21 protein-coding genes and 1 pseudogene are annotated in these 15,400 nt (G+C 70.6%); 12 read left to right on the forward strand and 10 right to left on the reverse strand.

The features are described 5' to 3' along the window. The 6 genes from AB0O11_RS24540 to AB0O11_RS24565 all read right to left on the reverse strand — a co-directional run bounded on the left by AB0O11_RS24540 (position 1) and on the right by AB0O11_RS24565 (position 3,080). Positions 1–159 (reverse strand): hypothetical protein, encoded by a 159-nt coding sequence (locus tag AB0O11_RS24540; protein WP_363390818.1) that lies wholly within the window; start codon positions 157–159, stop codon positions 1–3. Between the two features lie 136 nt (positions 160–295). Beyond that, positions 296–1,138 carry a helix-turn-helix transcriptional regulator gene (locus AB0O11_RS24545; protein WP_363390822.1) on the reverse strand — a complete coding sequence of 281 codons (843 nt, stop codon included), beginning with the start codon at positions 1,136–1,138 and terminating at the stop codon, positions 296–298. Then, a complete protein-coding gene (locus AB0O11_RS24550; protein ID WP_363390825.1) occupies positions 1,135–1,545 on the reverse strand; it encodes a DUF6879 family protein in 411 nt (136 codons plus the stop codon). The genes AB0O11_RS24545 and AB0O11_RS24550 overlap by 4 nt, the downstream gene beginning before the upstream one ends. 234 nt (positions 1,546–1,779) lie before the next feature. Further along, positions 1,780–1,971 (reverse strand): DUF397 domain-containing protein, encoded by a 192-nt coding sequence (locus AB0O11_RS24555; RefSeq protein WP_363390827.1) that lies wholly within the window; start codon positions 1,969–1,971, stop codon positions 1,780–1,782. Positions 1,972–2,032: 61 nt separating this feature from the next. Next, positions 2,033–2,224: a DUF397 domain-containing protein gene (locus AB0O11_RS24560; RefSeq protein WP_363390830.1), complete on the reverse strand. Its 192-nt coding sequence runs from the start codon at positions 2,222–2,224 to the stop codon at positions 2,033–2,035. Continuing rightward, positions 2,217–3,080, reverse strand: a complete 864-nt coding sequence (locus tag AB0O11_RS24565; RefSeq protein WP_363390833.1) for a helix-turn-helix transcriptional regulator — start codon at positions 3,078–3,080, stop codon at positions 2,217–2,219. The genes AB0O11_RS24560 and AB0O11_RS24565 overlap by 8 nt, the downstream gene beginning before the upstream one ends. Before the next feature lie 266 nt (positions 3,081–3,346). Here AB0O11_RS24565 and AB0O11_RS24570 point away from each other — a divergent pair, with 266 nt between their 5' ends. The 7 genes and pseudogenes from AB0O11_RS24570 to AB0O11_RS24600 form a co-directional block, all read left to right on the forward strand. Continuing rightward, a complete protein-coding gene (locus AB0O11_RS24570) occupies positions 3,347–3,709 on the forward strand; it encodes an ATP-binding protein (RefSeq protein WP_363390835.1) in 363 nt (120 codons plus the stop codon). Further along, a complete protein-coding gene (locus tag AB0O11_RS24575) occupies positions 3,709–3,960 on the forward strand; it encodes a hypothetical protein (protein WP_363390837.1) in 252 nt (83 codons plus the stop codon). The genes AB0O11_RS24570 and AB0O11_RS24575 overlap by 1 nt, the downstream gene beginning before the upstream one ends. A gap of 278 nt (positions 3,961–4,238) precedes the next feature. Beyond that, positions 4,239–4,550 carry a hypothetical protein gene (locus AB0O11_RS24580; protein ID WP_363390839.1) on the forward strand — a complete coding sequence of 104 codons (312 nt, stop codon included), beginning with the start codon at positions 4,239–4,241 and terminating at the stop codon, positions 4,548–4,550. After that, positions 4,474–5,004: a DUF6879 family protein gene (locus AB0O11_RS24585; protein ID WP_363390842.1), complete on the forward strand. Its 531-nt coding sequence runs from the start codon at positions 4,474–4,476 to the stop codon at positions 5,002–5,004. Before AB0O11_RS24580 ends, AB0O11_RS24585 begins: the two co-directional genes overlap by 77 nt. Positions 5,005–5,034: 30 nt before the next feature. Then, the gene (locus tag AB0O11_RS24590; protein ID WP_363390845.1) at positions 5,035–5,883 is read left to right on the forward strand and encodes a helix-turn-helix transcriptional regulator; all 849 of its coding nucleotides are present in this window, start codon (positions 5,035–5,037) and stop codon (positions 5,881–5,883) included. Positions 5,884–6,053: 170 nt separating this feature from the next. Further along, positions 6,054–6,317 (forward strand): putative ATP-grasp-modified RiPP, encoded by a 264-nt coding sequence (tgmA, locus tag AB0O11_RS24595; RefSeq protein ID WP_363390848.1) that lies wholly within the window; start codon positions 6,054–6,056, stop codon positions 6,315–6,317. Further along, positions 6,317–6,685: pseudogene (locus AB0O11_RS24600) on the forward strand (MvdC/MvdD family ATP grasp protein); the annotation flags it as partial. The gene tgmA and the pseudogene AB0O11_RS24600, both read left to right, overlap by 1 nt. Positions 6,686–7,285: 600 nt before the next feature. Here the strand turns inward: AB0O11_RS24600 and AB0O11_RS24605 are convergent. Together AB0O11_RS24605 and AB0O11_RS24610 are read right to left on the reverse strand one after the other, a co-directional pair. Beyond that, the gene (locus AB0O11_RS24605) at positions 7,286–8,200 is read right to left on the reverse strand and encodes a GNAT family N-acetyltransferase (protein WP_363390851.1); all 915 of its coding nucleotides are present in this window, start codon (positions 8,198–8,200) and stop codon (positions 7,286–7,288) included. Positions 8,201–8,290: 90 nt separating this feature from the next. Beyond that, positions 8,291–8,497, reverse strand: a complete 207-nt coding sequence (locus AB0O11_RS24610) for a hypothetical protein (protein ID WP_363390854.1) — start codon at positions 8,495–8,497, stop codon at positions 8,291–8,293. 349 nt (positions 8,498–8,846) lie between these two features. Here AB0O11_RS24610 and AB0O11_RS24615 point away from each other — a divergent pair, with 349 nt between their 5' ends. Next, positions 8,847–9,869 carry a DUF4232 domain-containing protein gene (locus AB0O11_RS24615; protein WP_363390857.1) on the forward strand — a complete coding sequence of 341 codons (1,023 nt, stop codon included), beginning with the start codon at positions 8,847–8,849 and terminating at the stop codon, positions 9,867–9,869. A gap of 59 nt (positions 9,870–9,928) precedes the next feature. Then, a complete protein-coding gene (locus AB0O11_RS24620; RefSeq protein WP_363390860.1) occupies positions 9,929–10,762 on the forward strand; it encodes a hypothetical protein in 834 nt (277 codons plus the stop codon). Positions 10,763–11,066: 304 nt separating this feature from the next. On the opposite strand, the gene AB0O11_RS24625 is transcribed toward AB0O11_RS24620, so the two are convergent. Beyond that, positions 11,067–12,092: a helix-turn-helix domain-containing protein gene (locus AB0O11_RS24625; RefSeq protein ID WP_363390863.1), complete on the reverse strand. Its 1,026-nt coding sequence runs from the start codon at positions 12,090–12,092 to the stop codon at positions 11,067–11,069. A gap of 332 nt (positions 12,093–12,424) precedes the next feature. On the opposite strand from AB0O11_RS24625, the gene AB0O11_RS24630 reads away from it, so the two are divergent. After that, a complete protein-coding gene (locus AB0O11_RS24630; protein ID WP_363390866.1) occupies positions 12,425–12,940 on the forward strand; it encodes a hypothetical protein in 516 nt (171 codons plus the stop codon). Here AB0O11_RS24630 and AB0O11_RS24635 read toward each other — a convergent pair. Then, positions 12,865–13,674: a DUF1877 family protein gene (locus AB0O11_RS24635; protein ID WP_363390869.1), complete on the reverse strand. Its 810-nt coding sequence runs from the start codon at positions 13,672–13,674 to the stop codon at positions 12,865–12,867. The two genes, AB0O11_RS24630 and AB0O11_RS24635, sit on opposite strands and share 76 nt — an antisense overlap. Before the next feature lie 239 nt (positions 13,675–13,913). On the opposite strand from AB0O11_RS24635, the gene AB0O11_RS24640 reads away from it, so the two are divergent. Both AB0O11_RS24640 and AB0O11_RS24645 read left to right on the forward strand, forming a co-directional pair. After that, positions 13,914–14,924 carry an aldo/keto reductase gene (locus tag AB0O11_RS24640; protein ID WP_363390872.1) on the forward strand — a complete coding sequence of 337 codons (1,011 nt, stop codon included), beginning with the start codon at positions 13,914–13,916 and terminating at the stop codon, positions 14,922–14,924. 48 nt (positions 14,925–14,972) lie between these two features. Next, positions 14,973–15,392, forward strand: coding sequence for an SRPBCC family protein (locus AB0O11_RS24645; protein ID WP_363390875.1), 420 nt, complete (start codon positions 14,973–14,975; stop codon positions 15,390–15,392). Positions 15,393–15,400: the final 8 nt, after the last annotated feature.

Here is a 15,400-nt window from a genome sequence, read left to right on the forward strand (position 1 = left end):
TCAGCGGCCGGACGCCGGGCCGCTGCCGTCCGAGGTGTTCCCGCCCTCGTCGCTGCCGCCGCCACCGTGCTTGTTGCCGCTGTTGGAGTCGTCCTGCTGACCACCGCCCTGGCCGTTGCCCTGGCCGCCCCCGTGCTTGCCACCGTCGAACATCGGCATGTACTTCCCCTTCGAAGCCGGTCAACTCCCGTGCTGGTCACGGGGTCTGGTGAGGACGTTAGACGGGGGCGAACCGGCGGCGAGTGCGTGATTCTTGAGTATTCGAGCCGCTGCGAGTGAAGTTCGCAGGGATTCCTCACACGTCCCCGAGGGCCCTGCGGCACCGCGTGATGACCCGGTGGGCATCGGCGCCGTAGACGGCGGAGTCGGCCAGCGTGTCCCAGACGCGCCGGTACAGCGCCACGTTGTCCGGTTGGTCGAGCCAGAGCTCGGCGTGCCAGTCCTCGACGATGACGAGTCGTTCGTCATGGATCCAGAAGCCGTTGGCCGGAGGCAACTTGAGCGACGCCTCGAACGGCACGATGCCCAGGGAGACGGTGTCCAGCCCGATCACGCCGCTGAGCCGGTCGAGTTGGGCGGCCATCACGGCCGGCGGGCAGACCAGGCTGCGCAACACGGATTCCCACATGACGATGTGGTACTTCTTGCCCGGCCGGTACAGGCTCTCCTGTCGTTGGATGCGGGCGCGTACGGCTTCCTCGATGTCGCGCGGTGACTGGTGGAGGTCGACGAAGGCGCTGAAGATGTGCCGGGCGTAGTCGGGTGTCTGGAGTATGCCGACGATCATGGCGCCCTCCCACGCGCGCATGACCGCTGAGCGGTCGTGTTCGGCGGTCAGCGTGTCCTGTACCGGCTTGTGCCCGGCGGCCAACTGCCGCCGCCAGGAGCGGGTCCCTGACTCGAAGGCGCGCAATCTGGCCGACAGCTCGGCTGCTGCCCGGGGCTGCCCGATACCCTCGGCCCAGGACTTGAGATCGTCGTGAGTGGCCGTCTGCCGGCCGGTCTCCAGCTTGCTGACCTTGGATTGCGTCCAGCCCAGTCGGTCGGCCAGTTGCCGACCTGTGAGACCGCCCCCGGCGCGCAGCTCACGGAGCCGCAGGCCGAGGGCGATTCTGGCTTGCTGGAAGTCGGTACTCACACGTCGGACGGTACCCCAGCGGCGAACTCTCGGTGCGGGGTGGCGTGGTGCCAGGCGGTGTCCCGCTCCTGGCAGGCACGAGCCACCTTCACCGGGTCGGTGATCACCTCGATCTCGGTGATGTCGTCCTCGGCGTCGAAGTGCAGCAGGGCGATGTAGCGCGAATCGAACAGCCAGGCATCCTCCGCCGGGAGGCCGAGCCGCTCGGCGTCGGCACGCCAGAGGTACCGGATGTCCTCGCCGACCAGACCGTTCCGCTCGGAGTTGTTGAGCAGGTAGCGCTGCCCCGTGGTGGGCGGGTTGTCCATGATCCGAACCCGCTCGAATCGCTTGCCCAGGGCCGCCTGTTCGCGGCGCGTGCGGCACCAGGGGTGGTCCAGGTCCCATTCGGGGTCCAGCCCGGCCACGAACCGACGTTAGGTCTCGCGCCCAACCCGAAGACTGAGGTGCAAGTCTGGCGCGCCGTCGGCATGGAGCTGGTCACCGACCCGTTGGAGGTCCTTCGCGCCCGCAGGCCCGCGACGCCGCCTGGCACCACGCGGTGCGCTACACGGAGTTTCGAGCTCACGCTGCTTTGTCGTTCTGAGGCCGGTTGGTTGTTGCGGCCCCTCGCGCGGGTGCGCGCGAGGGGCCGCTGGGGTTCAGGCGTGGTGGTCGAACTCGCCGGCCTTGATGCCGTGGAGGAGGGTGGCGAGGGTGGTGGGGGCGGTGCGGAGGATGAGGTGGGCTTCGTCGGACTCGCGGAGTTCGACTGCCCCGTCAACCGTGCGGACCTCCACGCACTCACTCGAAGCGCCGCTGTAGCTGGACTTCTGCCAGTTGGACTCAGGCATCGCTGTTTTCCGCTTCTCGCCTTGCGCCCCTCGCCCGGGGTGGGCGAGGGGCGCGGGATTGTCAGGCGTGGTGGTCGAACTCGCCGGCTTTGATGCCGTGGAGGAGGGTGGCGAGGGTGGTGGGGGTGGTGCGGAGGATGAGGTGGGCTTCGTCGGACTCGCGGAGTTCGACTGCCCCGTCAACCGTGCGGACCTCCACGCACTCGTTGCTTGAGGCGCTGTAGCTGGACTTCTGCCATGCCGGATCAGGCATACGTATCTTCCAGTTCCTTCTTGATGGATCGGATGAAGTTTCGAGACCCATCTTCAGGGAGAGCTGTGGTGTCAAGACGTGCGAAGATCACCCGGTACCTGGCAAGGTCAGCTGGAGAGTCGAAGAACAGGGCGCCTTGTGAGACGTCCAACTGGATGGTGTCGAGTTCAGGGACCGGTCCTTCCGCGAACGTCAGGTTCTCTCCGGCGCCAGGGAACGTGTCGACCGCGAACGGAACGACTCGAACGGAGATGCCGGGCTGCTGGGAGTCTTCGAGCAGGGCATCAAGCTGGTCCACGAGCACCTTCGGCCCACCGAATTGCATCCTTAGCGCGGCTTCGTGGATGAATGCTCGAAACGGTGTCCGGCCGGAGCGGATGACCTGCTGCCTCTGGATGCGGAACGCAGTTCGGATGTCGACATCCTTGCGGGGTAGCGGTGGATAGATCCTCTTGAAAACGGCCGAGGCGTAGCTGGAGGTCTGGAGAGGGCCGGGGATGTATGTGGTGGTGCACATGGAAAGCTTCTTCGCGTGGCCCTCGATCTCGGCGACCTCAAGGTAGTCCGACGTAAGGACCTCGCTGTACTCCTCCCACCAGCCCTTTCCTCTCTCCGTGATTATGTCGGCGAGCGCGTTGATCAAGGGCCGATTGGCGCAGTTGCACGCGGCCGCGATGGTGTGGAGCCGTTCGGCGCTGATGCCGATCCGGCCAGACTCCATCTGTGTTACCTGGGCTGGACTCATGCCCACGGAGCGGCCGAGTTGCGAGCCACCGAACCCGGCCTGCTCGCGCATCCTCCGTAGCTCAGTCCCAAGCCTGCGCTGACGGAGCGTTGGGTTCGATCGTGGAGGCATGGTTTCCTTCCAGGCGTGCGTGTGGCCAGTGTGCCGCGTGCGTCGAGCGGCGGTCCACCGGTTACCACCGTAGGGGGAAGAATCCAGGAAGAGTGGAAATTTGGATACTCACGTGGGCTATGGTCGATCTCACATCGATCCGACGGATCGTCAGTAACGCTTGCCAGCAAGCACCGCAGAGCAGCCACGTCCATCACCACTGGCCTGGCTCACGGCGACACATGTTCCGCCGGTTCCTCCCTTACTCACGCCTCGGGAGAACTCCCATGCGTCACATCAACACGCCCACCATCGCCATCGCCCGCCACACCCTCCACAACACCATGACCCGCGTCGGCTGGTCCCCGTCCGTGATCTTCGACGCGCAGCTCGCACTCTGTGAGCTCCTCGTCAACGCCTGGCGGCACGGCGACACCCCCGCCCCGCTCATCGAGATCATCTCCACCAACGGCTCCCTCCGCGTCTCCGTCACGGACGAGAGCCCGGTGCTCCCCACCGCCCCGCCGCTCTCTCTGCTCGCCGAGTCGGGCCGGGGCCTCCAGCTCGTCGCGGGGCTCACCCACCGCTGGGGCGTCGACCCCCACGAGCGCGCCAAGTCCGTCTGGTTCGAGCTGGATGGTGCCGCGTGATGGCCCGCCGCCACCCGATGCTGCCGACCGACCCCCGGATCCGGCACTACACCGACGACCACGTCCGCACCCTCCTCGCTGAAGTCCAGGAGCGCGGGCGGAAGTTCGGCCTGATCTTCCCTTCCGCCACCACCGACAAGACCCTCGACGGCCGCGTCCTCGTCTGCTTCAACACCGCGCCCGCGTCGACGCTCCTGAACCTCCTCGTCCTGCTCCACGACGCCGAACGCGAGATGCCGTGCGATTCCTGATCGGGACGGCCTTCGCCGTCCTCCTCGCCCTCGCCTTCGCGATCGTCGCCCTGGGCGTCGTCACCGCCCTCCGCGCGGCCCCGCCCGACGAGGACGCCTGACCGCCGGCCCCCGCCGCCCGCGCGCCGGGGGCCGCGGCACTGCTCCAGGCCCCGAGGTCCATCGGATGGGCGGTTCGTCAGGAAACGCCGGTCAAGGCGGCATCGGACGCCGGATGCTGGTAGCCACGTCAACTCCGATCGCAAGAATGCGCAAGCTGCGTGACAGGAGAGGTAGCCATGGGCCTAGAGTTCTTCGGAATCGACCCTGAGACCAACGAGGAAGGCTCGCCCACCGTCTGGGCGGACGTGGCTCGGCGTCGACTCGTGATCCAGGGCGACACCGTCACCGGGGCCGAGCTTGCGGAGGTCAGCGAGACCGAGTGGGTTACCGGTCACAAGACCGGCGTGCCTGCCCACGAGTCCGTGATCAGTATCCCCGAGCGAATGATCCCCTTCATCAGGAAGGCTTGCGATGCCATCGAACGTGCCGGACTTCAGGACTCTGCTCCGGGAGACGAAGAAGTCGGCCGTGCATCTGGAGATGCGTGATCAGTACAGCGTCGCCGACGAAGCCGACCAGTTCGCCGCGTGGAAGGCCGGGCACCGGTACTCCCCGGAGGACCGGGACGAGTGGTGGCACCCGTTCCACGACTTCGTGGTGGAGACCATTGCCCGTGGAGTGGCCATCCGGCGTGCTCGGATCGTTTCGGAGCCCGTCACCGAGTACATCCGCTACGAGCACTCCCACACGTTCACCAACATCGCAGCCGGTGAGCAGATCCGATGGCTGCCCCGGAGCCGGGCGCTGGACCTTGCGCTGCCGGGGGCCGACTTCTGGTTGTTCGACAATCGGATCGTGCGGTTCAATCTGTTCACCGGTGACGGTGAGTGGGCTGATCCCCGGAACGTGATGACGGGGGAGCCGGCCACCGTGGAACTGTGCGCGAAGGCTTTCGAGGCCGTGTGGGAACGGGCGGTACCCCACGAGGACTTCGAGGTCTGAGTCAGCTCCGAACCGCCGGGTGGACAGCACATGTCATCGTCGCCTTCGTCCAGCGTTGTCGCAGCGCGGAAGGCCATCGCCGACCAACTGGTCGAGATTCGCAAGGACGCTGGGCTCAAAGGGGGCGAGCTGTCCGCCCTGTGTGGTTGGCATCCAGCCAAGACCTCTCGCATCCAGTCCGGCAAGGCCGCCCCGTCGGAAGACGACATAAGGGCCTGGTGCATTGCCTGCGGGGCCGGCGACCGGATCCCTGACCTGATCGCGGCATCCCGCGCCGCCGACTCGATGTACCAGGAGTGGAGGCGCCGGAACAGCTCCGGTATGAGGCTCGCCCAAGAGAAGGTCATCAGCGACTACGAGCGCACGAGGCTCTTCCGGATCTACGTCTCGAACGTGCTCCCCGGCTTCTTCCAGACCGCCGAGTACGCGACGGCGCTCATGCAGTCCATCACGGACTTCCAGGGCACTCCGAATGACGTTGCAGCGGCCGTACCAGCACGTCTGGCACGGGCGCAGCTCATGTACACAGGGACGCGACGGTTCGCGGTCCTGATCGAGGAGTGGGTGTTGCGAACCAGGATCGGCAGCGCGGAGGACATGGCCGCGCAGCTCGGCCACCTGCTCACCCTGATGTCGCTGCCGTCCGTCTCCATCGGGATCATCCCGGTCGGCCGCCCGCGCGCCATCTGGCCCCTTGAAGCCTTCTACCTGTTCGATGATCAACGGGTGGCAGTGGAGACCCTGACGGCGAAGGTCAATGTGCTCCAGCCCAGAGAGATCACGGACTACATCCGGGCCTTCAGGGGCCTGTCCGACATGGCCCTGTACGGGGTGAGGGCCAGGGCGCTGATCGCCGCCGCAATTGCCTCCTTGGAGTGATGGACCCGCAATAAGGCGCAAGTTCGTTGAGTGCGCCGTACCGGGGTTCCTACGGTCTATCACGCACTCACCGCACCATCCCGACCCAACGGGACGGGATGACACAACTCGGCCGACTGGCCGAGCTGTTGGTCCTTTCAGCACCACCACGAAATGGAGGCGCAGCGCAGATGATGACAACCGCACCGTGGGGTACCACCCGCATGGAGCCGTTCGCGGCCACCGTCCCGGTCCCGCAGTGCACGCCCGTCATCGACCCCGAGACGCAGGTCGCCGTGTTCGTGGACGAGTACGGCCGCACGGTCGAGATGGGCGGTCACGGTACCAGTACCAGCGGTTTGACGCCCACGCAGACCACGCCCGACGGGAACCCGGGCAGCCCGACCGACACCGACACCACCGAGTCCTACGACCAGGACCAGAGCAACAGCTGATGGATGACCGAAGCGGGTCGGTGCTGGTACTGACCAACCCCCTTGACGTGACCGCGGATGCGGTACTGCGGGTGCTCGCCGAGCGCCGGGTTCCGGTGGTCCGTCTCGACCCCGGCACCGACCTGCACACGGATGCCTCACTGACTGCCACGTACCGCACGGGCGACCAGCGGGGCACCCTGCACACGGCCAGCCGGGACCTCGATCTCTCCGCAGTCCGGTCCGTTTGGGTGCGCCGGGCCTCGCCCTACGAGGGCCCGTCCGAACTGGGCGGCCAGGACCGCCGGTTCGCCGCCTCGCAAGCCCTGTGGGGTGCGGGCGGCATCCTGGCGTCGCTCCCCGCCGCGCACTACGTGAACCACCCCTGGGCAGCATCGACCCGGCGACGCTCGACAGCTGGACGGGCAGTTGGGTGGCCCAACTCGCCGCGCCCGCAGCCATCCGCGTGGGTGTGGGGGCTCGGCAAATCCTCTGGGACCTGTCCACCGGGTCGCAGGCACGGACGGCACCCGGCCCCAGCGGCGGGTGGGCCGTGACACAGCGCGGGCCCGTCCGCCTGTGGGGCCAGGTCGAGCGCGCGGTTCAGTGCTGGCAGGCAGCCGGTGAGCCGCACCAGGACGGTTTCGGGATCACTGTGTCGGCGGCCGCACAGCGAGTCTGGCTCGGTACGGAGGACGGGCCGGGCTGGGACCTTCCTGTCTGAGCAGGGCAGACTCAGCCCCGGCGCGACCCGGCACCGAGCGATGGTTGACCCGTGATCAACCCGGGTCCGTGATGAAACCCTCGCGCAACGAGGGGAACGGGCGATGCCGCACGCGGAGTAGCGTCCCGCTTGATCGGTAGCCGTCCACGGCTGTCCCGGCGTCTTCGAGTGTCCGGTTGCCGCCGGAATCTCGCTGACCGGCTCGGCGGGATTCAGGCGTGGACCGTGGCAGGTACGGTGCCACGGCAATGCCTGCGGAGCGGTCCTATGCGCCGAGGTCCTTGCGGAAGACTGTGGAGCTGTGCCGAACCGTCATGCCGACCCGTAGGTAGAGGTCGAGTGCGCCGGTGTCCGAGTGGGTCCACAGGGTGCAGGAGCAAAGGCCCGTGCGGTGGAAGGCGCGGAAGGTGTGGCGCAGCAGGAGCCGGGCGATGCCGCGGTTGCGGTGGTCGCGGCGTACGGCGACTTCTTCGAGGTACCCCTCGTTCGTGCCCGGCACGTTCAGCGCCAGGGCGGCGCCCACCAGATGATCACCGGCGAAGGCCAGGGCCGACTGCTGAGGGGCGAACGTGGGCCGCTCCACGGTGTGGGCGGCCCATTCCTCGTACGACTGCCGCCGCTCCTGCCATTCGTCGAACGCGTCCTGGACGAGGACGTGCGTGGCGGGCCCGTCGCCGGCGCGGAAGGGCCGCACCGTGATGCCTGCCGGGGGCTCGGGCACTGCGGGCTCGGTCGGCATGGCGAACTCCAGCAGCCAGGCCGTCACCAGCGGTTCGTACCCGTGTGCGTGCAGCAGCGCCACGGCGCCCGCGTCTGCGTCCGGCACGGTCTGCACGATGCGGGCGGTGCCGGCCTGCCGGGCCCGCGCCAGCGTCCAGCCGAGGAGCGCGGCGCCCAGGCCCCGGCCCCGGTGCTCCGGATGCACGTCCACCTCGGAGCGCCGGTCCACCCAGGCGCGGGCGGCGAGGTGTCCGGCCGCATCGAGGACGAGGACGGTGTCCGACTCCAGCACCAGGCCCGGCCGCGCGAAAACGGCGGCTATGGCCCCGGCGTCGCTCTGCCCCTGCCCGTGCACCTCCCGTTCGCAGGCCGTGACCAGCGCGTGAATCGCCGGGACGTCGTCGGTGGTCGAGGGCCGCGAACGGTAGCCGGGCGGCAGGGACGGGACGAGGGAGGGCATCAGCGGAGGGTAGCCGTGCGCCGGATTTTCACACAAGAGGGCGACCATTGCCGCGGCGTAGGCAACCGGGCGGTCCTCGTTGCGTGGGGGCTACGCGCTGCTGCCCCTGCCGTGCAGGAGGTCCGCGATGCGCGCGTCGACCTGCTCGCGGTCGTAGCCCCGCCACCTGATCCGGAACGCCGGCGGGGACGGCGGTGGACCGGCTTCGGACAGGGCGTTGAGATAGCTGTCGACTTGAGGTCGGTCGTAGCCGCGCCGCACCAGGTCGAAGCCACGGAACTCTGACGATGTCGACACCTCGCGGGTCCTCCGATCTGTCCTGCCCGAGGCAGGTCGCTGGGATTGAGGTCGGTTCGCAGAGCTCACCGGGCCGGGGTGGCGTGCGAAGGCGGCTGGAAGCAGGAGCGGTCCTTCCAACTCCTCTGAACGGTAACCCTCAGCGGCACCTGCCCGCACCCGAGGCCGAGGACGCGCACTCCTCGTACCGGCCGGCGCCCGAGGTCGGAGGAGTTCCGTCCGGGCGTGGTGTTCGGGGCCGTCGCGGCCAGGGGCAGGCCGCCGAGACGGCGCGGACCGTGGCAGGGCTGTTGCACACGAAGTGGCGCAGCTCACAGCCGTCCGGCGCGGGGCGTGATCGACTCACCCGATGCGCCAGCTCTCCACGCCCCGCCGCCTGCTGACGGCTCGTCACCCCGCCGCGCCCGCCGTGGCCACCGCCATCGCCGCTCTGCTGCTCGCGGGCTGCGGCACCGCGACGACCACGGCCTCCGGCGGCGGCCCGGGAGCCTCCGGCAGCCCCGGGTCGTGCGGCACCCCGCCGCCGAGCGCGCCCGGCGCGCCGCAGCCGACCAGGCTCGCCCAGGGCGGGGTGCGGATCACCGCCGTCGGCCCCGCCTGCTTCGAGTACGAGGTGACCAACCCGAACAGCGAGCCGTACGACGTCACCGTGGTGTTCAACGGCCCCGACCCGGGCCGGGGCGCGGCGGTGTTCGGCAGTCCCGGGACGGGCGGGGGAGGGAACCTCACCCGGACCGTCACCGGGCTCGCCCCCGGCGCCACCGAGAAGGGGCGCATCGACCTGGCCGTGCCCGGCCGGACTGCCCAGGCGGGCCCGCCGCCCACCCTGAGCGCGCCCGAGGCCCTCGCGCCGAAGCCGGAGCTGCTGACGGTCCGCAGCGTGCCCACCGCCGAGGCACCCCGCCCCGACGGCCCCTGCCCGCCCTCCGGCCTGCGGCTGTACGCCGACGAGGGCAGCGCCGCGATGGGCCTGCGGGTGGTCGGCCTGCACCTGCGCAACTGCGGCGCCGCCACCGTCACCCTCGACGGCTACCCGCAGGTGCAGCCGCTCGACCTCGACCACCGGCCCCTCGACGGCGTGCGCATCCTGCGCGGCGGCGCCCAGATCGCCACCGGTACCGGCGCCGACGACCCGCCGCGGAAGTTCGACGTGCGCCCGGGGGAGGGCGCCCGCGCCACCCTGGTGTGGCGCAACACCACCGAGGCCGGCACCCCGCAGAACGCCCCCTACGTGCGGGTGCGCGCCACCCCCGACGCGGCCCCCGTCATGGTCGTCCCGGAACTCGACCTCGGCACCACCGGACGCCTCGGCGCCGGCGCCTGGACCAGGGAGGACGTGAACGACCGGCCGTCACCGCCCCCGGCACCGTGACCGCACTGTGATCGGACCGTTGTCCCGTGCCGTAGTCATGATCATTATCGTGCGTCGGTATGTCCCACACCGATCCGGCCCAGCGGCCCGACGACGACTCCCGCTGGAACGTCACCCTGGACGAGGACTTCGTCCGCGCGGCCGACATCAAGGAGGAGAACCTCCACCGACCCGCCGGCACCCCGCCCGGCCCCAAGCGGGTCTGGCCGCGCAACCTCGCGCTCGCCCTCACCGCCGCCGCACTGACCGCGGGCGCCTTCACCCTGCTGCGTCCCTCCGGCGACGAGAGCGGGACCCCGGCCGCCGCGGCCCCGTCCGCTTCGGCTTCCGTCACTGCGTCCGCTTCCGCCACCGGGTCCCGGGCCTCCGCCGCCCCGGACGGTTCCCTGCTGCCGCTCGACCAGCTGTTCCCCGCCCAGGTGACGGCGGCCGGCGGCGAGGTCTACACCAGGGTCGGATCGACCGTCATGAACTCCTGCGTCGAACCGGACTCGGTCGGCCCGCGGCTGATCGGGCTGATCCGCGCGTCGAAGGGCTGCCTGGGCGAGCAGATCGCCCTGTACACCGACAGCGCCAAGAACCAGTACAACCTCGCCGTCTTCACCATGGCGGACCCGAAGGACACCGTTCACCTGGTCACCACGCTGAGCATGGCCTTCGACGACTACCAGGTCGGCGCCCAGGCCCCGCCGTCCGCCTCGGGCCTGGCCACCCTGCCCCCGGACAGCGGCATGGTGCAGGTGTTCTCCGGCGCCGGCCGGGCCATGATCGCGGGCCTCGGCCAGTGGTCCGACGGCCGCGCCACCGACTACCAGACCCTCGTCGACAAGCACCTGAACCCGCTGCAGAAAGCGATCGCCCAGGCCGTCTTCGCCCACGAGTCCGCCCGCTGAGCCCAGCCGTCCAGCGGCCCGCCCGGTGCGGGACCCGGCGGCCCGGCACGCTCCCCCGTGGCGTGCCGGGCCGTCGGCGCGAAAACGGAATGTGATGTTCCGTCGCGCGGTGTCCCTCGTGGAGGATGCCAGGGCGTCACCCCGCTGTGTTGGCACCGAGTGGACAGTTCTTGGCATTGCGTCCACTGATCCGGGTTTCCCGCCCGCTCGTGCGCGCCAGGTGCTCACGATGCGGGGTTTTCGCGTCCGCCCGCCCCGTTCGCACGGGCTGTCCCGCTCGCAGGGGCCGCCCTGTCCGTACGGCCTACCCGCCCGCGCCCGCGCCCCCGGCCAGGGCCCGGTGACGGTGTTCGCGGGGGGAGAGGCCGTACGCGGCCTTGAAGGCGCGGCTGAACTCGGCGGCGCGGGGCAGGCCGCAGCGGGTGGCGACGGCGTGGACGGGCAGGGCGCGCAGCGCGGGGTCGGCCAGGTCGCGCCCGGCCCGCTCCAGCCGGCGGCGGCGGATGAAGGCGGCGACGGTCTCGCCGCCGGACTGCCGGGTGAACAGGCGGTGCAGGTAGCTGACGGAGATGTGGTGGGCGGCGGCGATCGCGGCGGGCGTCAGTTCGGGGTCGTGCAGGTTGCGTCCGATGAAGGCCCGGACGTTCTCGACCAGGGCCCGCTGCCGGGTGTCGTCGGGCACGGCGGCCTCGGCGTCCAGTTCCCGGGCGAGCCAGGCGGCCACCAGGTCGACCACGACGCCGCCCAGGCGGGGGGCCTCGACGGGGCCCAGGACGGCGGCCTGCCGGTCGAGGTTGAGGAGGAAGTCCGAGAGCAGCGCGCAGGTGCCCTCCCGGGAGGAGAAGCCGCGGCCCAGCAGGTCCTCCAGCCGGTGCGGCGGCAGCGGCAGCAGGGCGGTGGGGAAGTCGACACCGACGGCTTCGATCCGCAGGTCCCCGGGGGACCGGGCGGCGCGGGAGCCGAAGGCCCGCAGGTCGAACGGGTGGGAGCTGTCGAGCATGTGCAGGTTGCCGGGCACGAAGGTCTCGGTGCGCCCGGCGTCGCGGGTCAGGGTGAAACCGCCGTCGAGCAGCAGGGTGAGGTGGAACACCTCCGGGTCCGAGCGCCGCACCCGGCGTGCGGTGCGGTGGAAGCGGGTCGGCAGGAAGGAGCTCCGCAGGAGGGTCACCGGGCCCAGCTCCAGGCGGCGCATCTCCGCCCGGAAGTCGTCGCAGTGGACGCTGGTCACCTCGCTGTCCCGGGTGCGGCTGACCAACTCCCGCCAGCAGTCGAACCGTTCCTTCACGGGTACGCCCTCGCTGCGGAACACGCTCTCCGTGCTCGTGGCCACTGTCCGCCCTTCTCTTCCGGGGTCCGTCCCCTCCCTGCCCGGCCGGGCTCCCCTTCCCCACCAGGTGTCACCGGCTCCTTGCAGCCGGTGACACCGAAACCTACAAGGTCAGGCCCGGTGACCGCCGCCCGGGCCCGGGTACGGCCGCCCTCTCCGGGAATCCCGGTGAACCGGCCGCCGCGCACCGCCCGTTGACATGAACACAGGGGTCGAGAGGCTCCGCTCCCATCGCACGACCGCCGGGCGGCCCCCGGGCCCCGGGCCCGTGCGGCCGTCAACGACACCGTGCCGCGGCCGGCCGGGAACCGCGCCGCAGCAGAAAGAGGGGAACGATGAGGAACACCGGAACGGCCAAGCGCGCTCTCGCCTTCGCCGGCGCCGCACTGGCACTGGCCTCGCTCACCGGGCTGACGACCGCCACCAGCGCCTCCGCCGACGTCAACAGCGAGTGGAACTGCTCGCGCAACCCGAGCGGCTGGGACCACATGAACTGGGGCAGCTGCCTGCTGCCCGGCGACTCGCTCGTCTCCGCCAACGGCGCCTACCGGCTGACCTACCAGACCGACGGCAACCTCGTGGAGTACGACCGCTACGGCACCGCGCTGTGGAACACCGCCACCTTCGGCGCCGCGGGCAAGGCGATCATGCAGTACGACGGCAACTTCGTCGTCTACGACACCTTCAAGAACGCCAAGTGGGCGACCGGTTCCGGCTTCGGCTGCAACCCCAGCGCCAACTGGGTGCGCATGCAGAACGACGCCAACATCGTCGTCTACCGCCCGCACGACAGCAGCAGCCCCTGGGTGCCGGTCTGGTCCTCGCAGTCCGGCCGCGTCGGCACCTGCTGACGAACCGTCGACGCCCCGGCACCGGCGGCCGCCCTTCGGCCGCCGGTGCCGCCACCACCCGCTTCCGGTTCCGTCGCACCGGCACCGACAGCGCCTTCGGGACCGTCGGCCAGGTCGCCTTCACCACCTCCTGACTCGGGCGGCGCGCCGGCGGGGGAGGGGTGCCGGGCCCCGCCCCCGCCGGCCGCGGCCGCCGCCCGCCCGGTTCCGCTGCCGGGGCTTCGCGGGACTCGGGCGGACCAGACGAGGAGCCCGTGCCGGCAGCGCGCGGCGGTGCGGACGAACGCGGTGAGGGCTGCATGGTGCGCCTGGAGGTGGGGCAGGTCCGGGTCGTCCTCCCCGAGGCCGGTCGGGTGGACGTCCGCCCGGACGAGGCCGGCCGCGGTGGTGTCGCCGAGCAGGGCGGGGAAGGGGAGGTCCGCGAGCGCGTCGGCGGCGAGCCGGGCCTGCTCCGGCGTGAGCACGCGGGGCGGCCCGTAGCCCCGGTCGCCGGCCCCGGGCAGCTCCTGTCCGCCGTGGGCGAGGTCGACCGGGAAGGTCCGCTGTCCGAACAGGAAGCGCAGTGCGTCCCAGGCCTTGCCGGTGTCGTGGGTCCGGCGCTCCGAGGGGCTGGCCGCCCGCTCGGACTCCTGCTCGGCCACCTCGTCGGCGAATGCCGAGAGCCAGTCCGGATCCCGGGCTGCCCGATCCAACTCCCGTTGGTTCAGGCGGAGATACCGCGTGACAATGCTCATGGGGGCAGATCCCGCGAAGGGCTGCCGGCAGATCCTGCGAAGGGCCGCCGACGGATCCCGCGAAGGGCCGCCCGCCCGGGTGGCATCCCCCCGGGACGGCCCGCCCCTTGCATTGCCCCGCGCATGCAACTATTGTTTATGCATGTAAGGCGCGTTTGCACCAATTGCTCGGTGTGTGCGCAACCCCCGGCGGGCACCCCCTCCCCACGGATACCCGCCTGCTCCGCAAAGGCACTGACATGTCCCTCAAGGAAACCCTTCCCGGCAAGCTCGGCTTCGGCACCGCTCCCCTCGGCAACATGTTCCGAGCGATCCCCGACGTCGAGGCCCTGGCCACCGTCGAGGCGGCCTGGGAGCACGGCATCCGCTACTACGACACCGCCCCCTTCTACGGCGCAGGCCTCTCCGAGGAGCGTCTGGGCAAGGTGCTCTCCACCAAGCCCCGCGACGCCTACGTGCTGTCGACCAAGGTCGGCCGCGTCATCCTCGACGAGCCGGAGGGGGGCGACCGCGACCTCGGCGAGAAGGGCGGCCTGTTCGAGCACGGCAACCCGAACAAGATGCTCCACGTGTGGACCGCCGAGGCCACCGAGCGCTCCATCGAGGACAGCCTCAAGCGCCTGGGCACCGACCGCCTGGACATCGTCTGGGTCCACGACATCGCCCAGGACTTCCACGGCGACCAGTGGCTGGCCAAGTTCGAGGAGGCCCGCACCGGCGCCTTCCGCGTCCTGTCCCGCCTGCGCGACGAGGGCGTCATCAAGGCCTGGGGCCTGGGCGTCAACAAGACCGAACCGATCGAGCTCACCCTGGCCCTGGACGAGCCCCGCCCCGACGGCTTCCTCCTGGCCGGCCGCTACACCCTGCTCGACCACGAGCACGCGCTGCAGCGCCTGCTGCCGATGGCGCAGGCACAGGGCGTCGACATGGTCGTCGGCGGCCCCTACAGCTCCGGCATCCTCGCCGGCGGCACCCACTTCGAGTACCAGGCCGCCCCGCCGGAGATCATCGAGAAGGTCGCCCGCCTCAAGGCCCTCGCCGACGAGCACGGCGTGTCCATCAAGGCCGCCGCCCTCCAGTTCTCCCTCGCCCACCCGGCGGCCGCCGCCGTCATCCCCGGCGCCACCAAGCCCAGCCGCATCGCCGAGGACCTCGCCGCACTGAACGAGACCGTCCCGGCCGCCTTCTGGACCGAGCTGCGCGCCGCCGGCCTCGTCAGCCCGGCCGCCCCGCTGCCCAACGGCGCCTGAACCCCCGCCCCCACCCCACCCCAGTACCGGAACCCAGGAGAATCGATCATGGCCTCCACCTCCGTCAGCCGCATCGTCCCCGCCTCGCCCGACAAGGTCTGGAACCTCATCGGCGGCTTCGACGCCCTGCCCGACTGGCTCCCCTACATCCCCGAGAGCGCCGCGTCCGAAGGCGGCCGCGTCCGCAGCCTGAAGAACCCCGAGGGCGAGGTCATCGTCGAGCGCCTCGTCGACTTCAACGAGGCCGAGCGGCACTACGGCTACGCCATCCTCCAGGCCCCGTTCCCGGTCACCGGCTACGTCTCCACCCTGCGCGTCCACGCCGTCCCCGGCCGCGACGACGTCGCCGAGGTCCAGTGGTCCGGCCGCTTCAACCCCGAAGGGGCCACCGAGCAGGAGGTCGTCGACCTGTTCACCGGCATCTACGCCGACGGCCTCGACGCCCTCGACAAGACCCTCGCGGGCTGATCTTTCCT

The organism is Kitasatospora sp. NPDC093102 (assembly GCF_040683915.1).
GTDB lineage: Bacteria > Actinomycetota > Actinomycetes > Streptomycetales > Streptomycetaceae > Kitasatospora.